This is a genomic window from Dorea sp. ICN-14282, from assembly GCF_037890115.1.
Classification (GTDB): Bacteria; Bacillota; Clostridia; order Lachnospirales; family Lachnospiraceae; genus Dorea_B; species Dorea_B phocaeensis.
Genome location: NZ_JBBKBH010000004.1, coordinates 17,655 through 34,759, shown reverse-complemented (window position 1 = coordinate 34,759; position 17,105 = coordinate 17,655). Strand labels below are relative to the sequence as shown.

The 17,105-nt window shown below is 39.1% G+C and carries 15 protein-coding genes and 1 CRISPR repeat array; all 15 genes read left to right on the top strand.

Features of this window, described 5'->3' with window-relative positions; all coding sequences use genetic code 11:
- The first annotated feature begins 76 nt into the window (after positions 1-76).
- The 15 genes from WKT00_RS10360 (at position 77) to WKT00_RS10290 (ending at position 17,038) form a co-directional block, all read left to right on the top strand.
- On the top strand, positions 77-1,831 hold the full coding sequence (locus WKT00_RS10360) for a hypothetical protein (RefSeq protein WP_340263509.1): 1,755 nt from the start codon (positions 77-79) through the stop codon (positions 1,829-1,831).
- Between the two features lie 124 nt (positions 1,832-1,955).
- Positions 1,956-2,693: a hypothetical protein gene (locus tag WKT00_RS10355; protein ID WP_145995118.1), complete on the top strand. Its 738-nt coding sequence runs from the start codon at positions 1,956-1,958 to the stop codon at positions 2,691-2,693.
- A gap of 2 nt (positions 2,694-2,695) precedes the next feature.
- Positions 2,696-3,712, top strand: coding sequence for a YeeE/YedE family protein (locus tag WKT00_RS10350; protein ID WP_101695982.1), 1,017 nt, complete (start codon positions 2,696-2,698; stop codon positions 3,710-3,712).
- A gap of 187 nt (positions 3,713-3,899) precedes the next feature.
- Entirely contained in the window at positions 3,900-6,044 is a 2,145-nt protein-coding gene (locus WKT00_RS10345) for a CRISPR-associated helicase/endonuclease Cas3 (RefSeq protein ID WP_101695983.1), read from the top strand.
- Positions 6,045-6,351: 307 nt separating this feature from the next.
- Positions 6,352-6,819: a DUF3990 domain-containing protein gene (locus WKT00_RS10340; RefSeq protein ID WP_101695984.1), complete on the top strand. Its 468-nt coding sequence runs from the start codon at positions 6,352-6,354 to the stop codon at positions 6,817-6,819.
- Positions 6,803-7,243, top strand: a complete 441-nt coding sequence (locus WKT00_RS10335; RefSeq protein WP_101695985.1) for a hypothetical protein — start codon at positions 6,803-6,805, stop codon at positions 7,241-7,243. Before WKT00_RS10340 ends, WKT00_RS10335 begins: the two co-directional genes overlap by 17 nt.
- A gap of 25 nt (positions 7,244-7,268) precedes the next feature.
- Positions 7,269-7,931, top strand: coding sequence for a type I-C CRISPR-associated protein Cas5c (gene cas5c, locus WKT00_RS10330; RefSeq protein ID WP_101695986.1), 663 nt, complete (start codon positions 7,269-7,271; stop codon positions 7,929-7,931).
- On the top strand, positions 7,928-9,682 hold the full coding sequence (cas8c, locus tag WKT00_RS10325; protein WP_101695987.1) for a type I-C CRISPR-associated protein Cas8c/Csd1: 1,755 nt from the start codon (positions 7,928-7,930) through the stop codon (positions 9,680-9,682). The genes cas5c and cas8c overlap by 4 nt, the downstream gene beginning before the upstream one ends.
- A complete protein-coding gene (cas7c, locus tag WKT00_RS10320) occupies positions 9,683-10,594 on the top strand; it encodes a type I-C CRISPR-associated protein Cas7/Csd2 (protein WP_101695988.1) in 912 nt (303 codons plus the stop codon).
- Positions 10,594-11,259 (top strand): CRISPR-associated protein Cas4, encoded by a 666-nt coding sequence (cas4, locus tag WKT00_RS10315; protein WP_101695989.1) that lies wholly within the window; start codon positions 10,594-10,596, stop codon positions 11,257-11,259. Before cas7c ends, cas4 begins: the two co-directional genes overlap by 1 nt.
- A complete protein-coding gene (cas1c, locus tag WKT00_RS10310; protein ID WP_101695990.1) occupies positions 11,256-12,287 on the top strand; it encodes a type I-C CRISPR-associated endonuclease Cas1c in 1,032 nt (343 codons plus the stop codon). Before cas4 ends, cas1c begins: the two co-directional genes overlap by 4 nt.
- 11 nt (positions 12,288-12,298) lie before the next feature.
- On the top strand, positions 12,299-12,589 hold the full coding sequence (gene cas2 / locus WKT00_RS10305) for a CRISPR-associated endonuclease Cas2 (RefSeq protein ID WP_101695991.1): 291 nt from the start codon (positions 12,299-12,301) through the stop codon (positions 12,587-12,589).
- Positions 12,590-12,757: 168 nt separating this feature from the next.
- Positions 12,758-14,043: direct repeats of the CRISPR family, unit length 32 nt; unit sequence GTCGCTCCCCTCGTGGGAGCGTGGATTGAAAT.
- 247 nt (positions 14,044-14,290) lie between these two features.
- Entirely contained in the window at positions 14,291-14,665 is a 375-nt protein-coding gene (locus WKT00_RS10300) for a PH domain-containing protein (protein WP_101695992.1), read from the top strand.
- 192 nt (positions 14,666-14,857) lie between these two features.
- Positions 14,858-16,210 (top strand): MATE family efflux transporter, encoded by a 1,353-nt coding sequence (locus WKT00_RS10295; RefSeq protein WP_101695993.1) that lies wholly within the window; start codon positions 14,858-14,860, stop codon positions 16,208-16,210.
- A gap of 72 nt (positions 16,211-16,282) precedes the next feature.
- Entirely contained in the window at positions 16,283-17,038 is a 756-nt protein-coding gene (locus tag WKT00_RS10290; RefSeq protein ID WP_101695994.1) for a MerR family transcriptional regulator, read from the top strand.
- Positions 17,039-17,105 lie beyond the last annotated feature (67 nt).

Genomic DNA, 17,105 nt, shown 5'->3' with positions numbered 1-17,105 from the left:
AATATTTAATGAAATGATATACTATGGTTAAATGCTACAATAATAAATCAAATATAGGAAAAGAGAGGAAAACATTATGAAAACAGGTAAACGTATCAAGGGATTAATGGCGTGTCTTCTTGTCACTACTTTGATGATTCCCAATGTCGCCCATGGTTCACAGCCGCCTTATAGCGATAAGGCAATACAAAGAGTAATGGGCAAGATATATGAACCTACTACTGTTGACCTTACTGGTATGAAGGTGGTGGATCAAGCGGGGGCACCGCTCAATGCAGAGCTTAAATTTACGCTTTTTGACACAACGATTCAGGAGTATTCACCAGAGATTCACGCAAATAACGGAGTGTTGGATACAACAACTCTGATAAAGGGACATCACTATATTCTCAGTCTCGCAGATGCAAATTATGAAATGAAGAACAAATACTTTACTCTTGATGCAACTGGGGAGCTTCCGAAAGATGATAAGACGAATAAAAATAGTGATTCTCCGGAAAGAGAATCATTTGACAGCATTACAGTAACTAAAAGAGAGCAGACCCTGACCGAAGAGGAACTTAAGAAAGTGAATCGAATTCCTTTCTGCGATGACAACAACGGGGCAGGTAAATTCGTTTCGGAGTTGAGTGGTACAGTGGACATGCCGGATATGGCAGATATGTATATAAATGATTATGATGTGAAATTCAAGCTTGTTAACCAGTATGAAACTGTAGAACTTACGGTTGATGAGTTTGGTTTCCTTCAGGGAGATATGATTGAAGATTTAAACTATGCAGTAGTTATGGAAACAACCGATCCGGAGTTGCAGAATTATGTTCTTTTGCAGGATCTTGTTACTTCAAAAAACCATCAGGAGCAAGGGGAAAATGTATTGACCCGTACTTATACACACTATACATGTAATCCGATAGGTGGAATTTATCTTGCGGATAGTAGCTACGAGGAAGGTCAGAGTATGATAGAGGATTGTACCTATGCTCCATTGCCGAGCTACTCAAAGAAGTCAACCTTAGATGGAATTAGAGTTTTCATCGATCGTGGAAGAAAAATTAATACGGACATGCCAGGGGCATTATTTAAGGTTTTTAGAGATGAGTTCGTCTTTAATGAAAGAATTCTTGAAGAAACAGATGAAAAGCTTGTAATGGATTTTGATACGATTAATATGCACAGAGATGAAATCTGTAAACTGCCACACGGAAACTATACGATTACGACAACACTTCCAACAGAGAAGGCTGTTCAGGCGGTTTATAATGTAGACCGGGCAGGCAATAAGGTTGAAGATTGTACTTTTACACAGGAAGGTGCTAATCTTTCTATCAAGACCCAGAGTATTTCTCTTTATAACACCGTTATTGAATTTCAGCATGTACATGAATTTGAGAAAATAGATGGTATAGAGTCTACCTGTACAACAGAAGGTGTAAAAGAACATTGGAAGTGCAATTCATGTGGTAAGTTATTCTCAGATGAGCAGGGTGCGAATGAGATTCAGACAGAAGACACAGTAAGTCCTCTGGCGCCTCATAAATATGAGAATGGAAAGTGTGTTGTTTGTGGAGCGTCTGATCCGTCAATCAAAGATCCGGTAACTCCGGGTGGAGGAGAGCCGACGAAACCAGGAACAGGAAGTGGAGTGGATCAGGGAACAGGAAGTAAGCCGGCCCCAGGAAAAGGAAATGTATCAGCCGTGAAAAAGAATACAGTAACAGTTCCGGCAACTGGTGATAATAATCCGTTTGCACTTTGGACAATTCTTGCACTTACATCTATTGTAGGCGTAGGTGCTGTTATGGTAACAAAGAAGAGAAAGAGTAACTAATTTGGCGATTTATAGAGTTTAATATTTTGCATCGGTCTTGAGAGTAAAGACCGATGCAAATATTTTTTCACATTCTATACGTACTCAATTTCAAGCTTTTAGAAAATTTAAGGGAGATGTTTGTATGGAGAGATTAAAAAAAATCATGAGCTCTAAGTTGTTTCAAAATCACACTGGTGCGATTCTTCTCTCGCTATACGTAGTCGTAATTTTAGGAGTTTGCTCAATATCTTTTGCTGCTTCAAGTAGAAGTAATTTGGTTTCTAATGAAGAAAATTCAGCTGAAGTAGCAGAAAAAAAGTTAGAGGCAAAAACAGAGGGGAAGAAATCTGGTAAAAAAGCATTGGCAGAAGAGGATAAGTTGAAAAAATCTGATTCAAATACCAATGAGAAAGAGAGCAGTGACGTTGGTTCAAGTGAGTCTTCATCAAATTCGGAAACGGATCAGAGTTCTGCATCAGATTCAGCAACAGGCCAGAGCTCCGTATCAAATCCGGCAACAGGTCAGAGCGCATCATCAACCCCGACAACAGGTCAAAGCGCTCCATCAAACCCGGTAGCAGGCCAAAGCGCCCCGGCAACACCTAATAGAGTTTGGGTCGAACCTGTTTATGAAACGATTGAGCATCCCGCTGTGACAAAGCAGAGAAAATATCTTGCGGGTGTGACATGTGCATGCGGTGCATATTTTTCCAATGCTAACAATTCTGCTACAGGAGATTGGCAGGCACACAGACCCGTTCCGTGCGATGGGAACCACGTGTATTACACCTCTCATTATGAAATAGAGACGATTGTTGTTCAGGAAGCATGGACAGAGCGGGTTCTTGTTCAAGAAGGATATTGGAAGGAAGGTAATTAGAGATGCTGGTTATTCTTTTACTTGGATTAATTTTGGGAGTTGTAATCAATTACTTTTCCGTTGGCTTCTGCGGTGCCGTTTATTGTACAACAAAGAAGATGAATTCCTATGGTTTTCGTATGCTTCTTATCAGTATTCTTATAGGGGGTACTGGTATATTTTTTCTTAAAACATTGTCGGGAGCAGAAACTAATTATGTAGGAGTAATGGGGATTGATTTTGCACTCGTAATTGGAGCCTTTATTTTTGGAATAGGTATGATGCTCAGTGACGGATGTATTCTTGGAGTGGTAAGAGATCTCGGAAATGGTTACCTTGGTCACATTATAACATTTGTGTTTGTGATTATTGGAACACTAATCGGGAATGTTACATATAAAAGCATGTGGGTGCCGTTAAAGAAGCATTCGCTGTATGTATACTTCCCAGAGACGTTCGGTACGATTGCAGGGTTTGTTTTATTTATACTTTTAGTAGCATTTATTTACTTCGAGTTTTGTGTGTGGGATAAAAAAAATCTCAGTGAAAATTGGCGGCTCCCGAAAAGAAGCATTGTCGGGGGGATTGTACTTGGTATTTATATGATTGGATATCAATGGATTACTGGATTAAATATAGGTATTTCAGGAGCATTTCCTTACTTTGGTGCGTGGGTAGCCAATCTATTTGGCGCACATTCTGAGAAGTGGAGTTTCTTTCAATTAGAAAGCTCACAAAAAATAATTAGCGGCGGCATATTCAGATATGAAACATCTGTTTTGATTATTGGAATTATTATAGGTTCTCTGATCATTGCAATATTGACCAAAAAATTTAAAATCCACAAACCGGAATCGCTAAAAGAAGTGGGTGGCTATGCTACGGGGGGATTGCTTATGGGATATGGAGCATGCATTGCAGCGGGCTGTAATCTATCAGGCTTTTTAAGTAGTGCAGCGAATCTTAGTCTTTCTGCTTGGGTTTATTTGCCGTTTATGATGCTTGGCAGTATGCTTGTAATTAAAGTGTTTAAATTGTAATAAGGTATGTGAACAAAAGAAAGCTGATGAATAAACGGGAGTCTGCCAAGGCGCCATTTATTTTGCAATGAAAAAATAGTGAAAGAGTTCTGGAAAATGTACTAAGGCATTTATTAATAATAGCAAAAGTTTGATACCAGAAAATAGAGTGGTGGTAAAATATAAAAGATAGGAAGGCGATGAACATATGGAATATATAGCCCATCTTGATGGTGAAAGAATTCAGACGGTAAAAGAACATTTAGAAGGAACAGCGAGGTTGGCAGGGGAATTTGCAGAGAAATTTGGAAAGCAAGACTGGGGTTATTGTTGTGGAATGCTTCATGATATTGGAAAATACTCCATGGATTTTCAACAAAGAATTTTAGGAGAGAATAATCAACGAGTAGATCATTCAACTGCAGGAGCAAGAGTGTGTAGAGAAAAAGGCGGTAAATATTCCTTTTTGGAATATTGCGTAGAAGGTCATCATACGGGATTGCCGGACTTTGGAAGCAATTTTGATGATGGGATTGCACCGACTTTGCTAGGGAGAAGAAAGAAGAAAATTAGTGATTATGAGGTGTATCGAACAGAAATTGAGCTTCCGGAAATAAGTTCTTATCCAATTAATATGGAAAAGGCAGTTGACAGAGATTTTTCACTTAGCGTTTTTATGAGAATGATTTATTCATGCTTAGTGGATGCAGATTATTTAGATACAGAAAATTTTATGAAAAAGGGAGAACAGGGGAGAGAGGCGGGGCAGAATATAAAAGTTCTTTTTGGAAAACTGGAAAACTATATTTCTGGATGGCTTAAAAATCAAGATATTGATACTGTGAATGGAAGAAGAACAGAAGTTTTAAGACATTGTCTAGAATTGGGTAAATCTGAAAAAGGACTTTTCCGTTTGACTGTTCCAACAGGAGGTGGAAAAACCATTGCATCTCTTGCTTTTGCATTACGACATGCATTGGAAAATCGAATGGATAGGATTATTTATGTAATTCCATATACAAGTATTATCGAGCAGAACGCAAAAGTGTTTCGAGGCATTTTAGGTGATGAAAACGTATTGGAAAGTCATTGCAATGTTGATTATGAAAGTGTGGATGAGCTTCGACCAATGCATCTTGCAAGTGAAAATTGGGACAAACCGATTGTTGTTACTACGAATGTACAGTTTTTCGAATCTTTGTTTGCTAATAAATCTTCAAAATGTAGGAAGTTACATAATATTGCTAATAGCGTTATCATTTTTGATGAAGCACAGATGTTGCCGAATGATTATTTGAAGCCATGTACTGCTATGATAGAAGAACTTATTAATAACTACGAAGTAAGTGCTGTTTTATGTACAGCTACTCAACCGGCATTGAAGAGTTTTTTTAAAAGCGGAATTTCAGCAACAGAATTATGTCCGAGAATGGAAGAGCAGTTTGAATTTTTTAAACGGACAGTATTTGAAGATACAGGGATATTAACAGAAGAAAAGTTGGTTGAAAAAATAAATAAAGAATATCAAGCGTTATGTATCGTTAATACAAAGAAAAGAGCACAAAGGCTTTATAAAACGTTAGAAGGAGAAGGGATTTATCATTTATCCACGAGTATGTATCCGAAGCATAGAAAATGCGTATTGCAGGAGATAAGGAACAGACTTAGGAGAAATGAAAGATGTATTCTTGTTTCTACTAGTCTTGTGGAAGCAGGGGTGGATTTGGATTTTTGCTCAGTTTATCGAGAACTTGCCGGAATAGATGCTATGATTCAAGCTGCGGGAAGATGCAACAGAGAGGGGGAGCGAGCGTTAGGTGAAAGTAAAGTGTTTATTTTTAGGTTTGAAGAAAAACAGAATATTTTAGGACAAAGGCAGCAAATTGATGTGGCAAAAAGTTTGATCTCAGATGGAAGAAATATTTCGGATGCAGAAACCATTACAAAGTATTTTGAGATGTTATATCATATCAAAGGTGATAGTTTGGATAAGAAAAAAATATTGGATGAGTTTCAAGGTAAGAATATGAGATATAATTTCGCTAAAGTAGGAAAAGAATTTAAATTGATTGAGCAAAATACAAAAACAATCTTTATAAATCGAGAAGAAGTAGCGAATGAAATTTTAAGACGACTGAAAGAACGAGGGGTTACGCGTCAGGAGATGAGAAAAGCCGGTCAGTATTGTGTTACTGTATATGATCAAGAATTCGATAAAATGTATGGAATGGGAATACTTCAACAAATTGCCGATGGTATTGAAGATTTTTATGAACTGACAGATAGTAATAAATATACGAATGAAATGGGTCTGGAGTTGGAGATTGATGATGGTGCAGCTTTATTTTTCTAAGAAATACAGGTAAATGAAGGAAGCGGTGGATGTGTACATATATTATGCTGTACGCATTCACCGCTTCCCTTAAAACGTTCTAAACCAAAGTTAATATTTCAATCCGCAGAGGGTAACTCTGACGTACTAAATATAGCATATAGGTTTTTGGTTTTCAAGATTTTGAAATAATAAATTTCATTAAATTTGGATCAGAACAAAAGAAACTGAATTGATTTTGGGCTAAAAGTATGATATATTAAGAATAAATAAAGAATAACAATAAAAAAACAGAATAATCTGGTTGGCTATAGAGAGGAAGAAGAAAATGATTTTATATCATGGGAGTAATGTCGTAGTAGAATATCCAGAAGTTCGAAAAGCGAAATATAATAAGGATTTTTATTTTGGGTTTTATGTGACTAAGTATCCGGAGCAGGCGAGGCGTTGGGCGACACGTTATGGAAAAAAAGGCTTTATTAATAAATATGAATATGTACCAAATAAAAATTTAAATTGTCTTATATTTGAAGAAATGACCGAAGAGTGGTTAGATTTTGTTGTTGCCTGTCGTCGAGGGAAATCACATAAATATGATATCGTAGAGGGACCAATGGCAGATGACACGATTTATAATTATATACAAAATTTTATAGATGGGAAAATATCAAGAGCTGCCTTTTGGGAGTTGGTAAAATTCAAATATCCTACACACCAAATTAGCTTTCATACAATTTCAGCGCTTGATACATTGAAATTTATAGGAAGTGAGGTTGCGTATGGCCAGAAAAAATAATAATGATTTGTTTTTTACATGTAGTTTGATTGAATATATCGGCCGTAAGGTAAAAAGAACAAGGAGAGATGTTGTAGAGTCTCTAGGAAAAGAGCGGTTGATGCGTATTTATGAGTATGCAGACGTGTTCCATTGTGAGCCGATAGAAAAAGTAGCAGACGAATTTATAGAAGAAAGTAAGGTGATGGTAGGAAACTTTGATAACGAGAAAGAATGTAAATATTTAGTGCCCGATTATTGGAGTATAGGAGAGGTATATGAACGATTAATAGAGGATTCATATGCAGATAACGAAATTGTGAAAGGGATTTGGGAAGTGTATCATTCGTGGATTGATAAGCATATTTCAGATTATAATACAGATTTTTATTATCAGCCCAGAGATTATATAGCGGCATGTTATGAGGAAGGAGTAATCTTGTGATGAAAAGGAAAGGAGAGTTGAGCTTATGGGAATGGGAGTAAAAGTAAAAGTTTGGGGAGATTATGCATTATTTTCTCGTCCTGAATTAAAGGTAGAAAGATACTCTTATGATGTGATGACGCCATCTGCTGCAAGAGGAATCTTGGAAGCGATTTACTGGCATCCGGGTATGAAATGGGTAATTGATAAAATCTATGTGAAGAATCCTATCAGTTTTACCAGTGTTCGAAGAAATGAAGTCAAGAGCAAGATTTCTGCGAACAATGTTTTATCGGTATATAACGGAGCGAGAAAACCTCTTTACATCAATAGCAAAGAAGAGATTGTTCAGAGGGCATCTATAATTCTGGCAAATGTGGAGTATGTGATAGAAGCACATTTTGAAATGACAGAAAAAGCGAATGAGACAGATAATCCGGGGAAATTTAAAGATATTATAATGAGGCGACTGCGCAGGGGAGAATGTTATCACATGCCATATTTTGGATGTAGGGAATTCCCTGCGCATTTTGCATTATGTGAAGAGGAAGAAATTCAAACAGCGTTTGATGATGTGGCGGAAAAAGATTTGGGATTGATGCTATTTGACATGGATTATACAGATAAAGAAAAAATTGAGCCGCTGTTTTTTCGGGCAATTATGAAGCGGGGAGTGATTGATCTTAGAAATTGTGAGGTGATACGATGATTTTGCCGGCACTTGTGAAACATTATGAAAATTTGGCGGAGAAAGAAATGGTATCAAAACCTGGCTGGTGTAGTGCGAAAGTTTCCTATCAGATTGAACTATCCAGTGCAGGTGAGGTAAAGGGAATTATCAGTTTGAAAAGAGAAGAAGAACGAGGAAAGAAAACGGTATTGACGCATCAGATATTGCCAGTGCCAGAGATGGTAACAAGGTCCTCAGGAGTTTCAGCTAATTTTTTGTGTGACAATGCGAAATATCTTCTTGGAATGAGCCGGGAAAATGATGCAAAGAATAAAAAAAGAGCAGAAGAATGCTTCCAAGCAGCAAAGGGAAAGCATCTTTCCTTGTTGGAAGGGGCAAAAGGAAAGATGGCGAAGGCTATTTGCTTGTTTTTTGAAAAATGGGATCCGGTAAGTGCAATGGAATGTCCGGAAATCAGAGAAAACTGGGAAGAAATTACAGATGGTGGAAATCTGATTTTTGGTATGGAAGGGGGGTATGCGCAGGATGATATAGAAATTAAAGAATTGTGGAACAACCGAAAACAGGAAGAGAATGAAGATATAGAAGGTGTTTGTCTGGTGACAGGACAACGGTCAGAAATTGCAAGAATTCATAGAGGGATAAAAGGTGTGCGGGGGGCGCAGTCGAGTGGCGCAGCTTTAGTTTCCTTTAATGCTTCTTCATTTGAGTCTTATGGGAAAGAACAAAGCTACAATGCGCCGGTAGGGAAATATGCAGAGTATGCCTATACTACGGCACTCAATTTTTTGCTATCAGATAGAGAGCATTCTCTTCAAATTGGAGATACGATGGTTGTGTTCTGGGCAGAAAGCGGTGAAAAGAATTATCAGGATGCGTTTATGGAGTGTATGGATCCACCAACAGATAATCAAGAAGAGTTGAAATATTTGTTTAAAAAAGTACAAAGTGGAGAGAGGATAGAAATTTTTGGAAATGAATTAAACCCAGAACAGAAATTTTATGTATTGGGATTATCGCCGAATGCAGCTAGATTATCTGTGAGATTTTTTTATGAAAATTCATTTGGGAAGATTCTAAATAATATTTCAGAGCATTATAGAAGGATGTCGCTCGTAAAACCCAATTGGGAGACGAAAGAATATTTGAATGTGAAGGAGATGCTGTTTGAAACGGTAAATAAGAAGGCGAAAGATAAGAAACCGGTATCCAATATGGCAGCAATGACATTTCGTGCTATTTTGTCAGGAGAGAGGTATCCAGCAAGATTATATTCCGATATTATGATTCGAATTCGAGCAGAGCAGGAAGAAGGAAAACTTAGCTGGAGAAAGATAGCCATTTTGAAAACATATCTGATACGAAATTGTAATTGGACGGAAGGAGAGAATTATATGGGATTAAATGAGGAGAGCAATGATACTGCATATGTACTTGGAAGATTGTTTGCTATATTAGAGGGGATACAAGCAGAGGCAAATCCGGGAATACAGGCAACAATTCGTGATCGTTATTATAATTCGGCATGCGCAACGCCGGCAGCAATTTTTCCTGTTTTAATCAGATTAAAAAATAGTCATATGAAAAAGTTAGGACGGGAAAAAGAGAGTGCAAAAAATTATTACGAAAAACTTTTTTCGGATATTATGTGGAAAATAGATGGGGAGGAAGGATTCCCAAAACGATTATCCTTAGAAGAGCAAGGGAAGTTTGCAATTGGCTATTATCATCAAAGACAGAAAAAATATGAAAAAAAGGAGGAAAAATAAATGAGTGAAGTGATTAAAAACAGGTATGAATTTGTAGTTTTGTTTGATGTGGAAAATGGTAATCCCAATGGGGATCCGGATGCAGGGAATATGCCGAGAATTGATCCGGAGAGTGGACTTGGTCTGGTGACTGATGTGTGTTTAAAAAGAAAAATTCGAAATTATATAGAAACTGTAAAAGAAGATGAAAAGGGATATAAAATTTATATAAAAGATGGTGTTCCGTTGAATAAAAGTGATCGTGAAGCGTGTGAAAGCTTGGGGATTAGTGATACCGATGAGAAAAAGGTGACGGAGTCTTTAAAGAAATTAAAGAAAAATGATGAAGAGGCCGATGTTAAGATCAGAGACTATATGTGCCGGAATTTTTATGATATAAGAACGTTTGGTGCAGTTATGACAACATTTGTAAAAGCAGCTTTAAATTGTGGGCAGGTTAGAGGTCCGGTACAGATTGGATTTGCAAGAAGTGTAGATCCAATTGTATCCCAGGAAGTTACTATTACGAGAGTAGCGATTACAACCGAGAAAGATGCCGAGAACAAAAGTACAGAGATGGGGAGAAAGAGTGTTGTTCCTTATGGATTGTATCGGGTAGAGGGATATGTATCTGCCAATTCGGCAAGAAAAGTGACTGGATTTACGGAGAGGGATCTTGAGTTATTGTGGGAGGCAATTATTAATATGTTTGAGCACGATCATTCAGCTGCTCGTGGTAATATGGCAGTTCGTGAGCTGATAGTATTTAAACATAGTAAAGAACTGGGGGATTGTCCAGCGTATAAGCTGTTTGATTCAGTTGAAGTAAAGAAGAAAGATCAAGTAGAATATCCGAGGAGTTTTCGAGATTATATTGTTGAAGTGTATGAGGAAAATATCCCTGAATCAGTAGAAGTAAAAAGGATGATTTGATGGAATATACAGAAGATGATTATTTGATGTTGTCAGGTATTCAACATTTTAAATTTTGCAGAAGACAGTGGGCATTAATTCATATCGAGCAGCAGTGGGCAGAAAATATACATACAGTTGTAGGTGAATTGATGCATAAAAAAGCACATGATCCATATCTCACGGAAAAAAGAAAAGATTTACTTGTGGCAAGGTCTCTTCCTGTTGCTTCAAAAGCAATGGGGGTAAGTGGAGAGTGTGACGTTGTTGAATTTCGTAGGTGTGAAGATGGAATAAAACTGCATGGACATAGAGGTACATTTTTGGTTTATCCAATTGAGTACAAAAAAGGAAAACCCAAGGTTACAGAAGAGGATAAGCTTCAGCTTGTGGCGCAGGCTTTGTGTCTTGAGGAAATGTTTTCTACAAATATTTCAGAAGGAGCATTGTTTTATGGAGAAACAAGAAGACGTGAAGTGGTTATAATTACGGAAGAGTTGAGGCAGGAAGTCATAAAGATGTTTCAGGAAATGCATCAGTATTTTGATAGGAAATATACGCCAAAAGTAAAATATAATAAAGCGTGTAATTCTTGTTCGTTGAAGGATATTTGTCTCCCAAAACTTGAGAAATCAAACTCGGTGGAAAAATATATTACCCAGATGCTGAAGGGGGAAGAAAAATGAAAAAATTGTTGAATACATTATATGTGACTTCTGAGAACAGCTATTTGGCATTAGATGGAGAAAATGTTGTGATTCTTGAAGATACAGTTGAAATTGGACGGTTGCCTTTACATAATTTGGAAGGGATAATTTCGTTTGGCTATAGAGGGACGAGTCCAGCGCTTATGGGAGCATGTGCAGACCGAAATATTTCTCTTTGTTATATGACGCCGCAAGGAAAGTTTTTAGCAAGAATAACGGGTAAAATAAAAGGAAATGTTATATTGCGTGAACAGCAATATTCTAGTGCGAAAAACAAAGAACAAAGTTTAGTGATAGCAAAAAATTGTATTTTAGGGAAAGTGCACAATGCAAGATGGGTATTGGAACGAGCGATTCGAGATCATAGTCTTCAGATTGATGTGGGACAAGTAAAAAAAGCATCAGAATATTTAAAGAATTCTTTGAGTTATATTCAAGATAGTCAATCGAAAGATCAGTTAAGAGGATATGAAGGTGAAGCTGCAAGCGTTTATTTTGGAGTATTCGATCAGTTGATATTACAACAGAAAAAAGAGTTTAATTTTCAGGGGAGAAACAAGAGACCACCACTGGATAACGTCAATGCATTATTATCTTTTGTATATACTTTATTAACAAATCAAATCATATCGGCGCTTGAATGTGTAGGGTTGGATCCTTATATTGGCTATCTTCATACAGAGCGGCCGGGGAGAGCATCTTTAGCGTTAGATTTAATAGAGGAATTAAGAGCGGTATTGGCAGATCGTTTTGTATTGTCTTTGATTAATAGAAGGATAATCACAGGAAAGAATTTTGTGACAAAAGAAAATGGTGCAGTGCTGATGGATGATGAATTAAGAAAAAGGCTGTTAACGGAATGGCAAAATAAAAAGAAGGAGACACTGACTCATCCATATCTTAAAGAAAAGATTGAATGGGGAATGGTTCCGTATGTGCAAGCCATGCTGTTAGCACGGTATTTAAGAGGAGATTTAGATGGTTATCCTGTATTTCTCTGGAAGTGAGGCGGAAGGGAATGTTAGTGCTGATTACATATGATGTAAATACAGAAACTGCAGCTGGAAAAAGAAGATTGCGCCAAGTTGCAAAACAATGTGTAAATTACGGGAGAAGGGTGCAAAATTCAGTGTTTGAATGTATTTTAGACAATGCTCAATGTGTTATGCTTAAAGCAAAGCTGACAGATATTATCGATGAAGAAGTTGATAGTTTGAGGTTCTATTACTTGGGAAATAAATATAAAACAAAAGTAGAACATGTTGGTATAGATCGAGGTATTGCAGCTGATGAGATTCTTATTATGTAATGGAGGTGCGAATGGCAAGCATACATAAAAATATCGAGAGATTCGCACCCAAAATAATGTACAAAAATTTTTTTACTGTATACTGCTGTAATGAATAAATGGTGAAGAGTAAAGATAAAATTAGTAATCTTAGATAAAAGAAGAGTATAAAATTTAGGCAAAATTGAAGTCGCTCCCCTCGTGGGAGCGTGGATTGAAATTATTCTGCTCTTGCATATCATACTCATTCATGCGTCGCTCCCCTCGTGGGAGCGTGGATTGAAATATTGCAAATCCATCGTTGATGTCTGCCCTTGTAGGTCGCTCCCCTCGTGGGAGCGTGGATTGAAATCTTCCAAAATCTTTTCATTTTTCTTTTCATCACGTCGCTCCCCTCGTGGGAGCGTGGATTGAAATATTGCAAATCCATCGTTGATGTCTGCCCTTGTAGCCGTCGCTCCCCTCGTGGGAGCGTGGATTGAAATAAACCAAATTTTAAAACTATCGTCATATTGTTTGTCGCTCCCCTCGTGGGAGCGTGGATTGAAATTCCGCTCAAATCAGAAACAACATATCCTCTAATGTCGCTCCCCTCGTGGGAGCGTGGATTGAAATAAATTGAGCAAAGGAAAACAAACAGTGTTGGCGCGTCGCTCCCCTCGTGGGAGCGTGGATTGAAATAGATTGTTAAGAATGATAAGAGATACAAGGATGAGTCGCTCCCCTCGTGGGAGCGTGGATTGAAATCAATATTCCGGGGTGTAAAAATGTACCGGGTTGCGTCGCTCCCCTCGTGGGAGCGTGGATTGAAATTAAAATAACAGTATCTCTATTTCATAGAACACTTGTCGCTCCCCTCGTGGGAGCGTGGATTGAAATCACAATCCGTAGTCTGCCGCTACCACAGAGGACCGTCGCTCCCCTCGTGGGAGCGTGGATTGAAATGATTATTGCCGATCGGCTCGGAACACTGGTGTGGGTCGCTCCCCTCGTGGGAGCGTGGATTGAAATTGCTCTCTAATTGCCTTCTGAATAATCTGCCTTGGTCGCTCCCCTCGTGGGAGCGTGGATTGAAATTCTTGTATCATCACCATGCCATGCTTGATACGTTGTCGCTCCCCTCGTGGGAGCGTGGATTGAAATAATGACAATAAAGACTGTCAGCCTCTTGGCAGCGTCGCTCCCCTCGTGGGAGCGTGGATTGAAATTGATGATGTAGACGAAGAAGACGATCTGTTGGCAAGTCGCTCCCCTCGTGGGAGCGTGGATTGAAATGAAGATAGACAGAATAACAGAGAAAATGGATGAAAGTCGCTCCCCTCGTGGGAGCGTGGATTGAAATATCGGAAGTTTTATGCCAGGAAGATTAAATCTTGTCGCCCCCCTCGCGGGAATGTGGATTGAAACATTCTGTTTTTGCAGAAAGAGAAGAAAAAGGAGTAAGTCGCTCCCCTCGTGGGAGCGTGGAGTGGAATGCTAACTTTCTTTTCGTCCATCTTCTCGCCTCAGTCATGTCCTTCGAGGTAGATGAGCAAAAAATATTAATAACAGTAGAGGATAAATATATAGTTGTCTAGCTTTTTTTTGTTTGCGTATAGGTTGGCAGGTGTTATAATATAGTCATGGTGAGAAAAAGAGGCATTAGTCGTAACAGATATTAGGAAAGTAACTAATAATATGATTTGTTTATAGCTATAAAGCAGAAGAGAGGAAGGGAAAACTATGATTGATTTTACAAACAGCGCTTATGTGAAAATGAAACCAGTAAATCCAAGTGCAGTCATCGGAGATATTCAGCCGCTTCTTATTAATGGAGAAGAGATCATTGGTGCGTACAAAGCGATGCGAGATTATTGCGTGTTTACAAACAAACGAGTGATTGCGGTCAATGTTCAGGGAATGACAGGAAAGAAGAAAGACTTCACATCACTTCCCTACTCAAAGGTAAGTGCATATTCAATAGAAACTGCCGGCGTATTTGATCTGGACAGTGAATTGGAAATGTATTTCAGTGGACTTGGGAAGGTGAAGTTTGAATTTTCGGGACAAAGTAACATTGTACAGATTGGACAGGTTATCAGTTCTTATATTCTATAATTCCATGATCTATTTTCTGGCGGTCGGAAGATAAAAGTAGATGTGAAAAATAGAATTAAAAAATAGTGAATTGGTTAAGACAGAGAAGACATCCATGTTAAAGTGGATGTCTTTTTTGCATGAATTTGTTATAATAAAAATAGTATGAATAGAAATCAAAAAAGAATGAGTAGAAGGTTATTTGGAGGAAGAATGAATACAACATACAAAACGAAAAATCAGATTACCGAAGGCGTAATCTGGAAGCAATTACTGATCTTTTTCTTCCCGATTATGGTGGGAACGCTGTTCCAACAGCTTTACAATACGGTGGATGCAATTATTGTAGGGCGATTTGTGGGAAAGCAGGCGCTGGCGAGTGTAGGAGGTTCATCTGCGGTGTTGACTAATTTTGTGATTGAATTTTTCACGGGATTGTCTGCCGGGGCAACCGTTGTGATTTCGCAGTTTTACGGAGCGCGGGATTTGAAGCGTCTAAGCAAGGGGCTTCATACGGCATATGCATTTTCTATTGCTACAAGTATTCTGATTTCGGTGGTGGGCTGGTTTGCGACGCCGTCGCTTCTACATTTATTAAAGACGCCGGCAGATGTGATTCCCGATTCCATTCTGTATCTGAGAATTTATTTTCTAGGAATAATTTTCACGTTGATTTACAATATGGGATCGTCGATTATGCGTGCAGTTGGAGATTCCAGACGCCCGCTTATGTATCTGGTGGTTTGCTGTGTCATTAATATTGTTTTGGATATTGTATTGGTAATCGGCTTTCGTATGGGAATTGCGGGAGCGGCTATTGCGACGGTGATTTCGCAGGGGGTCAGCGCGGTACTGGTAACACGGGCGCTCATGTATTCCTACGGAATTTTGAAATTGGAACTTCGGGCGATACGGTTCCATGCATCTTTGTTAAAGGCGGAACTTCGTATTGGAATTCCGGGAGGAATTCAGTCCTTTGGGTACAGCATTTCCAATATTATTATCCAGGCGGTGATCAATGATTTCGGGACCGATACGGCAGCAGCCTGGGCGGCTTACGGGAAGATGGACGCGATTTTCTGGACGGTCTGCGGAGCATTTGGAATCGCAATTACGACATTTGCGGGGCAGAACTTTGGAGCGGGCAGATACGATCGGATTAAGAAAAGCGTGCGGGTTTGTCTGGGAATGGCGCTGGGGGTCGGCGGAAGTCTGATCCTATTCTTGTTCGTATTCTGCAGGCCGCTTTACCATGTGTTTACAACGGATCAGGCGGTAATCGATATCGGGGTCTTTATGCTTCGGATGATTATACCAAGCTATGTGATTTTTATTTTTGTGGAAGTTTTTTCAGGTGCACTAAGAGGAATCGGAGACGTACTGATCCCGTCTGCTATGACGCTTGGAGGAGTTCTGTTGGTACGAATGGTGTGGGTTCTTGTGGTTACGCCGATGACGGGCGAACTCTCTACGCTATTGTACAGTTATCCGCTTGCATGGGGAGCCACAGCGATCCTCTTGGTTCCATATTATTTCTATCGGCGGAAGAAAGTACTGAATCGATAAAATCAAAAATGAAAAACTGCTTGACTCTTCCGTTACGTCAACTGTTATAGTGATTTCAGGGAGGGAAAGAAAATGGAGTACTCAATCAGAGAATTGTCACAGCTGTCCGGAGTGACCACCCGCACTTTGCGATGGTATGATGAAATTGGTCTGTTAAAGCCGGCATATGTAGCGGAGAGTGGATATCGCTATTACAGAGAGGCGGAGGTAGATCGGTTACAGGACATTTTGTATTATCGGGAGCTGGGGGTGGAGCTTGCGAAAATCAAGGAATGTCTGGACAATCCTTCCTTCAGACGTCTGGATGCATTGCAGAGCCATTTGCGGGAGCTGGAATGCAGGAAACTACGGCTGGATCAACTGATTCAGTCAGTCAAGGATACGATTTACGCGGAGGAAAAGCAGGAAATGATGAACGATGAACAGAAATTTGAAGCGTTTAAGAAACGCGCAGTAGAGAAGCATGAGGAATGTTATGGTCAAGAAGCACGGGAAAAATATGGAGACCGTGAGGTGGATGAGGTGCAGGAAACGGTGAAGAACCTGACCAGGGAACAGTATCAGGAGTGGACATGCTTAGGAGAAGAAATCCTGCAGCGCCTGGAAGCGGCTGTTACAAAGAAAGTTTCGCCGCAGAGTGATGAAGGAAGAGACATTACAGCGCTTCATCGTAGGTGGCTTACGCTTACTGGTAACCGGTATGATAAGGAAAAACACAAGGGAATTGCGAATCTCTATATTATGGATGGACGGTTTACCGCCTACTATGACAGAAAAGTCACTGGCTGCGCGCAGTTTTTGCGGGATGCAGTAGTGCATTGGGTGTGATTTCATTGTAAATTCACTGCAATTTTTATGAAAATTTTATACAAATTCCGGCTTGCAATACGATATA

What these genes read in the sequence shown, in the direction of transcription:
- WKT00_RS10350 (WP_101695982.1), top strand. Translation starts at nt 2,696, where the DNA reads ATGCTGGTTATTCTTTTACTTGGATTAATTTTGGGAGTTGTAATCAAT.
- cas8c (WP_101695987.1), top strand. Translation starts at nt 7,928, where the DNA reads ATGATTTTGCCGGCACTTGTGAAACATTATGAAAATTTGGCGGAGAAA.
- cas2 (WP_101695991.1), top strand. Translation starts at nt 12,299, where the DNA reads ATGTTAGTGCTGATTACATATGATGTAAATACAGAAACTGCAGCTGGA.
- cas5c (WP_101695986.1), top strand. Translation starts at nt 7,269, where the DNA reads ATGGGAATGGGAGTAAAAGTAAAAGTTTGGGGAGATTATGCATTATTT.
- WKT00_RS10340 (WP_101695984.1), top strand. Translation starts at nt 6,352, where the DNA reads ATGATTTTATATCATGGGAGTAATGTCGTAGTAGAATATCCAGAAGTT.
- WKT00_RS10335 (WP_101695985.1), top strand. Translation starts at nt 6,803, where the DNA reads ATGGCCAGAAAAAATAATAATGATTTGTTTTTTACATGTAGTTTGATT.
- cas7c (WP_101695988.1), top strand. Translation starts at nt 9,683, where the DNA reads ATGAGTGAAGTGATTAAAAACAGGTATGAATTTGTAGTTTTGTTTGAT.
- WKT00_RS10295 (WP_101695993.1), top strand. Translation starts at nt 14,858, where the DNA reads ATGAATACAACATACAAAACGAAAAATCAGATTACCGAAGGCGTAATC.
- WKT00_RS10355 (WP_145995118.1), top strand. Translation starts at nt 1,956, where the DNA reads ATGGAGAGATTAAAAAAAATCATGAGCTCTAAGTTGTTTCAAAATCAC.
- cas4 (WP_101695989.1), top strand. Translation starts at nt 10,594, where the DNA reads ATGGAATATACAGAAGATGATTATTTGATGTTGTCAGGTATTCAACAT.
- WKT00_RS10360 (WP_340263509.1), top strand. Translation starts at nt 77, where the DNA reads ATGAAAACAGGTAAACGTATCAAGGGATTAATGGCGTGTCTTCTTGTC.
- WKT00_RS10300 (WP_101695992.1), top strand. Translation starts at nt 14,291, where the DNA reads ATGATTGATTTTACAAACAGCGCTTATGTGAAAATGAAACCAGTAAAT.
- WKT00_RS10290 (WP_101695994.1), top strand. Translation starts at nt 16,283, where the DNA reads ATGGAGTACTCAATCAGAGAATTGTCACAGCTGTCCGGAGTGACCACC.
- WKT00_RS10345 (WP_101695983.1), top strand. Translation starts at nt 3,900, where the DNA reads ATGGAATATATAGCCCATCTTGATGGTGAAAGAATTCAGACGGTAAAA.
- cas1c (WP_101695990.1), top strand. Translation starts at nt 11,256, where the DNA reads ATGAAAAAATTGTTGAATACATTATATGTGACTTCTGAGAACAGCTAT.